Here is an 11,379-nt window from a genome sequence, read left to right as displayed (position 1 = left end):
CAAACGGGAAGCTCCAAGGCTTAACTCAGAGAGGTAACACGATGAAAAAACTGCTTATTGCGCTGATGACCGCGGCGGCAGCATTGTCGCTGGCGGCGACCGCCGAAGCACAGGAAAAGCTGAAAGCCTGTTGGGTCTATACCGGCCCGATCGGCGATTTCGGCTATTCGTACCAGCATGACCAGGGCCGCCTGGACGTAGAGAACGCACTCGGCGACAAGGTCGAGACCGCATATCTGGAGAACGTCTCCGAGGGTCCCGATGCCGATCGTGCCTTCGAGCGCCTGGCGCGCGAAGGATGCAAAATCATTTTCGGCACGTCCTTCGGCTTCATGGACCCCGAAGTAAAGGTCGCCAAGAAGTTCCCCGACGTGATGTTCGAACACGCGACCGGCTACAAGACGGCCGAAAACCTCGGCATCTACAACGCACGTTTCTACGAAGGCCGCTACATCCTCGGCCAGATCGCCGCCAAGCAATCGAAGTCGGGCGTCGCCGGCTACATCGTTTCGTTCCCGATTCCCGAGGTGGTGATGGGCATCAATTCCTTCATGCTCGGCGCCCAGTCAATCAAGCCAGATTTCAAGGCGAAGATCGTCTGGGTCAATTCATGGTTCGATCCGGGCAAGGAAGCCGATGCCGCCAAGGCTCTGTTCGACCAGGGCGCCGACATCATCGTCCAGCACACCGACTCGACCGCTCCCCTGCAAGTCGCCGAAGAGCGCGCACTGCAGGGCTTCGGCCAGTCTTCGGACATGATCAAGTTCGCTCCCAAGGCACAGTTGACCTCGATCGTCGACGATTGGGGGCCGTATTATATCGGCCGGGTGAAGGCTGCACTCGACGGCACCTGGAAGCCCGGCAATGTCTGGCTGGGCATCAAGGACGGCGCCGTTAAGATGGCCCCTTACACCAACATGTCCGACGACGTGAAGGCGATGGCGGAAGCCACCGAGAAGAAGATTATCGACGGATGGAATCCTTTCACCGGGCCGATTGCCAAGCAGGACGGAACGCCGTGGCTGAAGGACGGCGAAGTCGCCGACGACGCCACGCTGCTCGGCATGAACTTCTACATCAAGGGCGTCGACGACAAGCTGCCGCAGTAAGCGCAAGCGGGGCCAAAATCTTGACAAAGAAGGGCGCCACACGGCGCCCTTTCGTTTAGCAAGAGCCCGAAATCGGGATCGATTTCGGAAAGGGTCATGCGCAAAAAATCAGGTGCTGCGGCGTCCTTTTGCGTCCAAAAGGACACGCGGCGCCGTAGAGCGAGTTGCGGTCAGACCGCTGAGCCGTAGAGATCGTAGGCGTCGGCGCGGTCGATCTTGACCGTGACGATGTCGCCGGCGCGCAACGGGCGCCGCGACTGGATATGCACCGAGCCGTCGATTTCGGGTGCGTCGTATTTGGTTCGGCCCTTCGCCGAGGTACCATGGGCCTCGTCGATCAGGACTGGCAGGCGCTTGCCGACCTTCCTGGCGAGCTGCGTCGCCGAGATCTTCTGCTGGCGCTGCATGAAGCGGTGCCAGCGCGCTTCCTTGATCCCCTGCGGTACCTGTTCGAGGCCGAGATCATTGGAGCGGGCGCCCCTGACCGGCTCGTATTTGAAACAGCCGGCGCGATCGATCTTGGCTTCGTCCAGCCAGTCGAGCAGCATCTCGAAATCGTCGTCCGTCTCGCCGGGAAAGCCGACGATGAAGGTGGAGCGGATCGCGAGATCCGGACAGATTTCGCGCCAGCCGCGAATGCGGTCGAGCGTCTTTTCGCCATGGGCGGGCCGGCGCATGTTCTTCAGCACCTGCGGCGAGGCGTGCTGGAACGGGATGTCCAGATAGGGAAGGATCTTTCCTTCGGCCATCAGCGGGATGACATCGGCGACATGCGGGTAGGGGTAGACGTAGTGCATGCGTACCCAGACGCCGAGCTTGCCGAGTTCCTCCGACAGATCGAGGAATTTCGCCCGCACTTCGCGATCGCCGAACATGCTGCTCTGGTACTTGATGTCGATGCCGTAGGCGCTGGTGTCCTGCGAAATGACCAGGATTTCCTTGACTCCGGCCTTGGCCAGTCTCTCGGCCTCACGCAGCACGTCGGCCGCCGGCCGCGAGACGAGATCGCCGCGCAGCGCCGGGATGATGCAGAAGGTGCAGCGGTTGTTGCAGCCTTCCGAAACCTTGAGATAGGCATAGTGGCGCGGCGTGAGCTTGACGCCTTGCGGCGGCAAAAGATCGACATAGGGATCGTGGCTCGGGGGCGCGGCCTGATGCACTGCAGCCATCACACTCTCGTAAGCCTGCGGACCGGTGATGGCGAGAACGTTGGGATGTTTTTCGCGGATGACGTCCGGTTCGGCGCCGAGACAGCCGGTAACGATGACCCTGCCGTTCTCCGAAAGGGCGGAGCCGATGGCATTGAGCGATTCATCGCGAGCCGAATCGAGAAAGCCGCAGGTGTTGACGACGACCAGATCGGCGCCGTCATGCTTGCGCGCGATCTCATAGCCCTCGGCGCGCAGGCGGGTGATGATGCGCTCCGAATCCACGAGGGCTTTGGGGCATCCAAGGCTGACGAAACTGACGCGAGGGGCAGACATGTGCGGTTTCCAATGGACGCGGGCCGGAAACCCTGAGGCCCGGCCCGGAAGTCTCGATGCTCAATTTGCACGGCGCAATAGCATAGTTCCGCAATCAAGCAAACCGGGAACGGCTTGGCGCCTCGGGCGGACCTGCACTGCTAAGGTTTCAATGACCGCCCGGCCCGAACCAGGGCGCCAGGAACGCAAACTGTTCGGGGAACTGCTGCACAGCACCATCCAAAAGCATCTTCACGGCGACGTAGAAAATGATCACCAGGCCGATATAGGCGATCCAGCGGTACTTATGCAGGAGGCGAGCGACAAACGAAGCGGCGAAGCCCATCAGCGCAATCGACAGCGCCAAGCCGATGATCAGGACCGTCGGATGGTCCATCGCCGCGCCGGCGACTGCAAGGACGTTGTCGAGAGACATCGAAACGTCGGCAATGACGATCTGCCAGGCTGCCTGTGCGAAGGTCTTGCGCGGTCCCTTGCCGCCAATCGTTCCATTCTTGTCGTAATCGAGATTTGACAACGATTCCGTCGCGTCATGTTCCTGCTCGTAGCTGACACGCAACTCGCGCCACATCTTCCAGCACACCCAAAGCAGCAGCAGGCCGCCGGCTATGAGGAGAATGGGGCCGATGGTGAGGAGCCACTGGGTGATCAGAGCGAAGAAGATGCGAAGCACGGTGGCCGCCGCAATGCCGACGAGAATCGCCTTCTTGCGCTGATCCGACGGCAGGCCCGCCGCCGCAAGGCCGATGACGATGGCATTGTCGCCGGCAAGCACAAGGTCGATGGCGATGACCTGGAACAGGGCCGCGAGGCCGGCGGCGGTAAAAATTTCCATCAGTTGGAATTTCCTTGCTTGGTCGCCAATCGTTCGTGCCCGGACGCCCTAACGTGTATGGTTCCCGCGCGTCAAGAGACGGCTTGAGAACAAGGCCGGCAAACCGCCTGATCGGGGTGGAAATCGCCGGCAGCCGGTGAAAGCTGCGATGATTGAGATACACTAGCAGAGGATAGGGTTGAAGCAGGCCGCCGTCGCAATAGATTTCGGGGGCCGAACAGTACGATGCCTGCGTACGATGCCTGCGAAAGTGTTCCTCACAGGAGAGCTCGTGACGTCTGACGACAACACACCCGTCCTTTCCGGGGCAATCGGAGAATACCGCGAGTTCGATCCTCCGGCCGCACTCGAAGGGCATTTCCAGTGTGTCTGGTCCAATACATTGCGCCCGGACGCGGGGAGCTTGTCGGCGGTGGTCCCCGACGGCTGCGTCGACATCACCTGGATCGACGGCGAGCTGGTCGTAGCAGGTCCCGACGTGGCGGTTGCCCACTCTGCGCTGACACCCGGCTCTACCGTGATCGGCACCCGCTTCCGACCGGGTGCGGCAAGCCGGTGGCTCGGCCTGCCGATGTCGGAGATCGTTGGCGGCCGGGTGGCGCTCAGCCACTTCTGGGGGGCGCTGGCGCGCGAAATCGCCCAGAGAATTGGCGATGCGTCCTCCACGGCGGAGCGGATGCGGGCGATGCAAGCGGCACTCTCCAGGCTTGCGCCCGATGTCGAGCCGCCGCCTCCGGACATGGGATTTGCCTTCAACGCGCTGAAAACGGAATCCGCCGGTCCGGGAATGGCGGTGATCCTCGACCGGCTCGACGTCAGCCCGCGAACGCTTCGCCGCCGCTGCCAGGAGGCTTTCGGCTATGGCCCGAAGACGCTCGACCGCATTCTCCGCTTCCAGCGGTTTCTGAACCTGGCGCGGCAGTCCGCCGAGCCGCGCCTAGCCGATCTTGCGTTCGAGGCGGGTTATTCCGACCAGGCGCATCTCACGCGCGAGGTGCGGCGCCTGTCGGGATTCTCGCCCGCGACGGTTCTGCGACAGCTCGGCGCCTGAGCTGGCCGTTTCGTTCAATACGCCACCGCCAACTCCGCCTAGTCTGCCTTCGTTGAAAGGAGGCAGATATGACGACCTACAAATCCCGCATCATCACCGTGTCCATCGACCGGGACTGGCGCGAAGTCTATGACTTCGCCTCCATCCCTGAGAATTTCCAGCGCTGGGCGGCAGGCCTCGGCAGGCGCTTCGAAAGATCGGGCGAAGAATGGACTGCGGAGGACCCCGACGGCCGGCTCATCCGCATCCGTTTCTCCCGGCCCAACGAACTCGGTGTCCTCGATCACATCGTCTTCGCCGAGGGCAAGGAAACCCGCAATGCGGTGCGCGTGGTTCCCAATGGGACCGGCGCGGAGGTCATGTTCGTGCTCTTGAGGACGCCGGACATGACGGAGGAGACATTTGCTGCCGACGCCGAAGCGGTGCAGCGCGACCTCAACACCCTGAAGGCAATGCTCGAACGCTGACCTTCCAAAGACCCCGAAAGGAGAAGATCATGGCCAAATCCAGCAACGACAAGCGCATCGACTATGTCGAGTTTTCCGTCGGCGACATCGCGCGTTCGCGCGGCTTCTACGGCAAGGCCTTCGGCTGGTCCTTCAAGGACTATGGGCCGAGCTATTGCGAGTTCAACGACGGCCGCCTGACCGGCGGCTTCGCTCTCGGTGGCCAGAGCAAGGCGGCAGGCGGGCCGCTGGTGATCCTCTATGCCGACAAGCTCGACGAGACCCAGCGCCGCGTCGAGGAGGCCGGCGGGAAGATCGTCAAGCCCGCCTATTCCTTCCCGGGCGGCCGCCGCTTCCACTTTTCCGATCCGGACGGCTACGAGCTGGCGGTGTGGTCGGATAAGTGAAGAAGGTGAGGGGGCGCCGAGCCGAGCCCGGTGCCTCTTTCGAATGGTTGGGCGGGGCCATCGGGACTAATGCCGCTCCTAGCGCCAGCAGCGAATATTGAACACTGACTCGGCGAGCCACCAAGGTCCGATTGCGCGGCTGGTTGTCCCTGCACTGAACCCCCTTAAGATGACAGCGCTGCTGTTTAAACGATGTAACAATTATTGTCCGATGGCGTAGCTCGCATCGTATAAGGCTGGCTTGAGGACCATCGCATACCGCACCGCGCATGACTGGACAGACACGAACGACAGTACGGCAAAGGCTGTATGCTTTTTTGATTGCAGGCCTGGGCGGGCTGGCCGCATCGGCAATCTCGTTTTCGATGACGCTCTACGAAGCTGCCCATCCGCCAAAGGTGCCGGTTGTGCAAGCGGGCCAGCAGATCGATTCCGGTCGCTGGTTTGTGACCTTGCGAACGGCACGTGTCGGAACAGTGCCGCCGACAGGCGTTCCCCCATCGCAACCCGTACAGCTTGTGATGGTGGATCTGGATGTGGTGAACCGTTCCGCCACACCGAACAACGTGCTCTACCGCGTCGTCACGCTCAGCGCGCCGGCGCAAAAGCTGCCGATGCCAACGGTTTATCTCGATCGCGACAAGTATCTGGCGGGATACTTCAATCCCAACATGCCGGAACGCCTGACGATGGCTTGGGAGTGGCCGGCCGGTGTGCCCGTGCCGGACAAGGTGACGGTCACCGTCACCGGCCAGATCTACAAGCTGCGCGACAATCTTTACGGCGCAAGCGGGTGGTACGACCGTGATCCCGTTGCGACGGTCGATCTGCCGGTGGAGAAGGCGCCATGATGCGCATAGTGCGTTCGGCGCTTGCGATACTGTTCGCTGCCGCCGTGCTCTACGGCATGCAGCATACGCGTCCGCTGTACAGCGACATTACATCGCCGATCGTCTCTTCAGGTGGCATGAACAAGCGTGTGGAGGCTAGCGCGTTCGCGCTTTCGCTGGACAGCGCCAGGGCAGCGCGTGTTCTCAATGTCGAGACCTTCGGGAAGTCAAAGACCTACACGAGTTCCGGCGTATGGGTTGTGGTGGAAGGCGAGGCCGAGGCGAAATTCGAGACCTTGGGTCTCACATCGGGCGAGTGGCTGAGCAGCAGCGGCGTCCGCTATGTCCTGACCGACCGGGTGCCGGCTACGATCGAAATGATGCCAGGCGATGCCTACCAGCCCGGCCTCCCACGCCGTGTCCTTCTAATGTTCGAAGTGCCGGAGGATGCCGTCGCCGGCGGGACCGTGGTGGTCGCAGGCACAAAATTGCTGCCGCTCGACGATGAGATCCGCATCACCACGGATGTTTCCGGCAAGGACATCGAGCCCGCGATCACCATCCGCCGCAACGAAGAGAGGCCGCCATGGACAGTTCTCCCGCAAAGGTGACGTCAACGCGGCGAGTCTACTGGCTGAGCATGATGGCGCTGGTGGTCGCACTGCCTGCCGCGCTAGCCGCGCAGACGTGGGGAAGCATCAAGGACTGGCGCTCCCAACATTTGCGGCAGCCGCTATCTGGGACGTTGGGGCAACCGATCGATTATGCCGGCGCAAGCTGGACCGTGACGCGCCTCACCAGGCTGGCAGGCAGCGAGGGAAGCGCCGTCGTCCTTGCCGAATTCGAAGCTCTCGCTGCTGACCCGAAAGCGCTCGGCGCCGTTCCATGCGAGGTGCGGCTTTCCGATGGGAGCGGTCGCGAATGGCGGCCAACCCTATTTGCCGATCCGGTGGTCAGGACGCAATATCCGGCGGCCGAGCAACGGTCCCTGTGTGGCGGCATGGCATTCGCGGCGACGGAACCCGGCAAACCGGCACGGATGGCTGCCAGCTTTTCGATCCCACATGCGGCGAGCAGCCTCACGCTATCGATTGCCCTCTACTCGGCACTGCCGAATTATCTCAGCGTCAGCGAGCCGCAGACCTGACGCCACGCGCCTCGCCAGCCATGGCGACTGTAGTCTCGAGCACGGCTGCAAGCAGCGCGACCCGGACCGCGTCGAGCAGGATTCCTCCGTCGAGTTCGCTTGGGCTGCCGATGAACAGGCTGATGGTATCGGCGAAGATCTGCCAGGTCCCGAGATCATGCGCTCCGATCAGCCTTGTCAGGCCATACCATATCCAGGCGCCGGCCCAGGAGATGGCCTGATAGGCGATGACGAAGGTGACAAGCGTGGCAAGGCCGGCACTGAGCGTCAGCTTGAGGCAAGTCCAGACCGGCGAGTAGCGGCTGCGGTAGCCGCCAACGAAGTGAGCCGTGAAATCCTTGAGCCACTTCTGCCAGGAGGTCGCGCGCGAGGGCGCAGGACCGGGAGCGGCCGGCGCGGAAAGTTCATAGCCGTTGATGATCGCCGCCATCACCAGCCAGACAATCGGCAGCAACGCGAAAAAGAAAAGATTCTGAAGCTGCTCGCCGAAGGAAAGCGGCCGGAATTCCACGGGAACGAACTGGCCGGCCGCAGCCGCCTGGCTTACCGGCGCAAGCAAATCGAGGCTGAGCTGTTGCAGCGCGGCGCCTGCGCCGAGCCAGCGGATGAGCTGGTCTTTCCATACGCCGAGCGCGTAGAGACCGATGAAGACCCAAGTTGCGTCCGTCCCTACGATCAGCAGCCGCCAGTAGGGGTGCGAGGCGCGCGCATTCAGTCGCTTGGCGGCAAAACGCACCAGCCAGCATATGGCGATCGACAGTACCACGCCGCTTGACTGAAGAATGGCGAAGATATCGACGCTTTTGCCGAGATCGGCCTGGGCCAGCGCCATGCGCGAATATTCGCGAACCGTATCGCCAAGGAAACCCCAGGCGGCATAGTAGGCGAAGAACGGCAGGATCGCGGCGGCGGTAATCGCCAGGATCGGCTCGCGTTTTGTTTCGTCCGCTTGCTTTTTTGCTTTTTGTCTCAGTGCCGCGACCGCCGGCATGTGCGGCCGGAGCACCACGAACATCATGACCAATACCGTCAGCTTAGCGAGAACCACCAGCGACAGTATGGCCATCCCGCCCAGTGGGAATTGGAGGCCAATCGTCACGGCGCCCTGAAGCAGCAGATCATGAGCGATCATGCCGAGGCAGCCGACAAGCAAAAGCTGCGGCCAGCACTGGACAAGCAACCGCCCGGTTAACGCCAGTGGCCGGTATATGTCTTCAATCGTCGTGGTCATCGCGTCGGGGTGGCTTTCGTGCTCCGGTCCTGGACTTTAAGACCGCGTTCGCCGGTCGGTCCTCCTCCATTCCTGTAGGCGGTTCGTCAAAATTCAAACCACCTGAGGTTGAATTTGATCGGAGGTAACGCAAGTTTACCTCATCCGCTTTTCCGGGCCTGACCCGACGGGCATGTCCCAAAACCTGTGAACCAAGATTCACAGGCTCCCAAGTTTGGAGAATAACGCGATGAGACTCTCTTTCATCCGAAACGGCAGCGACAGCATTTCTTCAAAACCCGTACTTCTGAAAGGTTCGTGCACCTACAAATTCAAAAGGAAAACTTAGGGCAGGGTGCAAATGGCGGAGGGGAGGGAACTGCAATCCAACATTCTCCGTGCGCCGGCAAAACCGGCGGGCGGTAGCACTTCCACTCGGCGCGCCAGCACACCGCATCGCCGAAACCATCGCTCTTGGAGCGAATTTCTTCATCCCCCTGCCAGCCGTGGCGCGCGGATCATTTCGGCTTCGCCGGAGAGCGTGGCGACCCACGCCATCAGCTAACCACTTCTCGCGACGCGATAGAGGGGCAAAGAAAGCTTTGCGACAGAGCCAGTTTGGGTCCCAAGCGACACACACCGTGGCCAGCAACGGTAAGACTGTGATACCATTGCACAAGTTGCGTCGCCGCCGGCAGACTGCCGTTCCCGCGAAGCCGGACAAGCGCAAGTGCTCAGTGTCGTAAGTCTCAACCCGTTGAACACGTAGCTGCGGATTATGGAACTTGTCTTCGCCCTTGGCCTGATCGCATTCAAGGTCGCGTTGCTGATTGCGATCCTGCTGCTGCTGCCCTTGCCGCTGACGTGGCTCGAACGCAAGATCGCCGGGCACATCCAGCAGCGGATGGGGCCGATGCGCGTGGGGTGGCACGGGCTGCTGCAGCCGGTGGCGGACGGCATCAAGCTCTTGACCAAAGAGGACCACATCCCGGCCGAAGCCGACCGCTTCCTGTTCAAACTGGCGCCGATCCTGGCGCTCGCCCCGCCCTTCGTGGTGTTCGTCGCGATCCCCTTCGGCGAAAGCGTCTCGGTCCTCGGCGCCGAGATCACGCTCTACGTCTCCAACATGAACGTGGCGCTCCTTTTCGTCTTCGCGGTGATCGGGATCGAGGTCTATGGCGTCATCTTCGGCGGCTGGGCCGCGAACAGCAAATACGCGGTCCTGGGCAGCCTCAGGACTTGCGCGCAGATGATCAGCTACGAGATCCCGATGGGGTTCGCGGTCATCGGCGTGGTAATGCTGGCGCAATCCATGAGCCTGCTCGAGATCGTACGGGCGCAGGCCGATGTCTGGAACATCGTCTACCAACCGGTCGGGTTTTTCGTATTCTTCGTCGCCGGGCTGGCCGAAGCGCAGCGCATACCTTTTGACTTAGCGGAGGCGGAAGGCGATCTGGGGGCCGGGTTCCATACCGAATACAGCGGCATCCGCTTTGCGTTCTTCATGGTCAGCGAATACGCCGTCATGCTGCTGGTGTCGGTCCTGTCGGTCATCCTGTTCTTCGGCGGCTGGAACGGCGTGCTGATCCCGTTGCCACCGCTCCTCTGGTTCGCGCTCAAGGTCGCGTTCTTCCTCTATGTGTTTATGTGGTTCCGCTTCACCTTCCCGCGCTATCGATACGACCAACTGATGGCGATCGGTTGGAAAGTCTTGCTTCCACTGTCACTGGGGAACATAATTATAACTGGTGTTGCTTTCCTTTAGGGATAGCAGCGGCTCGTAGCGAGGCGCTATGTCGCGCGCACTGGACAGAAGTGGAGCATGGATCGGCTGGGCGTTCTTCGCCGATCTGGCGGGCGCCTTGGCGCTGACCTTCGGCTACATGTTCTCCAGATCCGTGACCATGCAGTATCCTGACAAGGAAAAATGGTTGCCCTATTCGCGTTACCGCGGGCATCACTTCCTGACGCGCGACGAAGAGGGCGAGATCAAGTGCGTGGCCTGCGAGCTCTGCGCGCGGATTTGTCCCTGCGACTGTATCGAAGTCATTCCCTACGAGGACGAGAAGGGCAACCGGCATCCAGCAAAATTCGAGATCGACATGGCCCGCTGCCTGTTCTGCGGGCTGTGCGAGGACGCCTGCCCGGCCGACGCGATCGCGCTTGGCCAAGAGTACGAATTCTCGAGTTTTTCCTCGCGTGACCTGGTGGTCGGACGTGACGATCTGCTCGGCAAACCGGGCAAGGCGACGACCGGCGGCGGTGTGGTCGCGGCGCGCCTGAACACCGAACAGGACGTGCTGGTCGAGACGAGTGAGCCGCAGGGATACAACTGGTGGCGGAATATCCGCCGAACGTGAACGCGCGGTAGCCGTCAAGCCGGAGCACAGGAGGCTCAGATGCTTGTCTACCAAATCTTGAAAACCAAATCTCCCGAGCTCATCTCGGTCACACCAGATCAGACGGTCGTAGAAGTCCTGCGGCTGTTTCGGGACAACAACATCGGATTCGTGGTCGTCAGCCGTTCGCCCGGGGAATGCTTGGGCACGCTGTCGGAGCGGGACTGCTGCTATGCGGTGGCTGAATACGGAATCGAGGCGCCCACAATGCGGGTCGCCGACATCATGAACCGCAGTGTGGTGACCTGTTCGACACAGGATTTGCTGCCCTTTGTGATGTCGCTCATGACCGACCGACGCACGCGCCATGTGTTGGTCATGGACGGCGACGCTTCTGTCGGCGTGGTGAGCATCGGCGACGTGGTCAAGCACCGGCTCGACGAATTGCTCCGTACCGAGCAAGCGTTGAGCGATTACATTGCCGGGACCCCTTATCACTGAGGATACAAACCCGGGGGAGC

The 11,379-nt window shown here is 61.5% G+C and carries 13 protein-coding genes; 10 read left to right on the top strand and 3 right to left on the bottom strand.

Features of this window, described 5'->3' with window-relative positions:
• The first annotated feature begins 41 nt into the window (after nt 1-41).
• Nucleotides 42-1,109, top strand: coding sequence for a BMP family ABC transporter substrate-binding protein (locus AC0L14_RS22395; protein ID WP_473750781.1), 1,068 nt, complete (start codon nt 42-44; stop codon nt 1,107-1,109).
• A 170-nt stretch (nt 1,110-1,279) separates the two neighbouring features.
• Here AC0L14_RS22395 and rimO read toward each other — a convergent pair whose 3' ends face one another.
• Nucleotides 1,280-2,593: a 30S ribosomal protein S12 methylthiotransferase RimO gene (gene rimO / locus AC0L14_RS22390; RefSeq protein WP_473487344.1), complete on the bottom strand. Its 1,314-nt coding sequence runs from the start codon at nt 2,591-2,593 to the stop codon at nt 1,280-1,282.
• A gap of 148 nt (nt 2,594-2,741) precedes the next feature.
• The gene (locus tag AC0L14_RS22385) at nt 2,742-3,428 is read right to left on the bottom strand and encodes a TerC family protein (protein ID WP_473527974.1); all 687 of its coding nucleotides are present in this window, start codon (nt 3,426-3,428) and stop codon (nt 2,742-2,744) included.
• 271 nt (nt 3,429-3,699) lie between these two features.
• On the opposite strand from AC0L14_RS22385, the gene AC0L14_RS22380 reads away from it, so the two are divergent.
• The 6 genes from AC0L14_RS22380 (at nt 3,700) to AC0L14_RS22355 (ending at nt 7,309) form a co-directional block, all read left to right on the top strand.
• Nucleotides 3,700-4,479 carry a DUF6597 domain-containing transcriptional factor gene (locus AC0L14_RS22380; protein ID WP_473527973.1) on the top strand — a complete coding sequence of 260 codons (780 nt, stop codon included), beginning with the start codon at nt 3,700-3,702 and terminating at the stop codon, nt 4,477-4,479.
• 68 nt (nt 4,480-4,547) lie between these two features.
• Nucleotides 4,548-4,946, top strand: a complete 399-nt coding sequence (locus AC0L14_RS22375) for an SRPBCC family protein (RefSeq protein ID WP_123151380.1) — start codon at nt 4,548-4,550, stop codon at nt 4,944-4,946.
• Between the two features lie 29 nt (nt 4,947-4,975).
• Nucleotides 4,976-5,332 carry a VOC family protein gene (locus AC0L14_RS22370; RefSeq protein WP_123151382.1) on the top strand — a complete coding sequence of 119 codons (357 nt, stop codon included), beginning with the start codon at nt 4,976-4,978 and terminating at the stop codon, nt 5,330-5,332.
• A gap of 365 nt (nt 5,333-5,697) precedes the next feature.
• Nucleotides 5,698-6,183: a hypothetical protein gene (locus AC0L14_RS22365; RefSeq protein WP_473750780.1), complete on the top strand. Its 486-nt coding sequence runs from the start codon at nt 5,698-5,700 to the stop codon at nt 6,181-6,183.
• Nucleotides 6,180-6,773: a hypothetical protein gene (locus AC0L14_RS22360; protein ID WP_473527970.1), complete on the top strand. Its 594-nt coding sequence runs from the start codon at nt 6,180-6,182 to the stop codon at nt 6,771-6,773. Before AC0L14_RS22365 ends, AC0L14_RS22360 begins: the two co-directional genes overlap by 4 nt.
• Nucleotides 6,749-7,309, top strand: a complete 561-nt coding sequence (locus tag AC0L14_RS22355; RefSeq protein WP_473527969.1) for a hypothetical protein — start codon at nt 6,749-6,751, stop codon at nt 7,307-7,309. Before AC0L14_RS22360 ends, AC0L14_RS22355 begins: the two co-directional genes overlap by 25 nt.
• Here the strand turns inward: AC0L14_RS22355 and AC0L14_RS22350 are convergent.
• Nucleotides 7,290-8,540, bottom strand: a complete 1,251-nt coding sequence (locus AC0L14_RS22350; RefSeq protein ID WP_473527968.1) for a hypothetical protein — start codon at nt 8,538-8,540, stop codon at nt 7,290-7,292. The two genes, AC0L14_RS22355 and AC0L14_RS22350, sit on opposite strands and share 20 nt — an antisense overlap.
• A 757-nt stretch (nt 8,541-9,297) precedes the next feature.
• Here AC0L14_RS22350 and nuoH point away from each other — a divergent pair.
• The 3 genes from nuoH to AC0L14_RS22335 are packed head-to-tail and all read left to right on the top strand — an operon-like array spanning nt 9,298 to nt 11,359.
• A complete protein-coding gene (gene nuoH / locus AC0L14_RS22345) occupies nt 9,298-10,284 on the top strand; it encodes an NADH-quinone oxidoreductase subunit NuoH (RefSeq protein WP_123151391.1) in 987 nt (328 codons plus the stop codon).
• A gap of 28 nt (nt 10,285-10,312) precedes the next feature.
• On the top strand, nt 10,313-10,879 hold the full coding sequence (locus AC0L14_RS22340) for an NADH-quinone oxidoreductase subunit I (RefSeq protein ID WP_292396800.1): 567 nt from the start codon (nt 10,313-10,315) through the stop codon (nt 10,877-10,879).
• A 39-nt stretch (nt 10,880-10,918) separates the two neighbouring features.
• On the top strand, nt 10,919-11,359 hold the full coding sequence (locus AC0L14_RS22335) for a CBS domain-containing protein (protein ID WP_473487336.1): 441 nt from the start codon (nt 10,919-10,921) through the stop codon (nt 11,357-11,359).
• Nucleotides 11,360-11,379 lie beyond the last annotated feature (20 nt).

This window comes from Mesorhizobium sp. WSM4841 (assembly GCF_055811515.1).
Note: the sequence above shows the minus strand (reverse complement) of the source record. Positions and strands in the feature narration are given on the sequence as shown.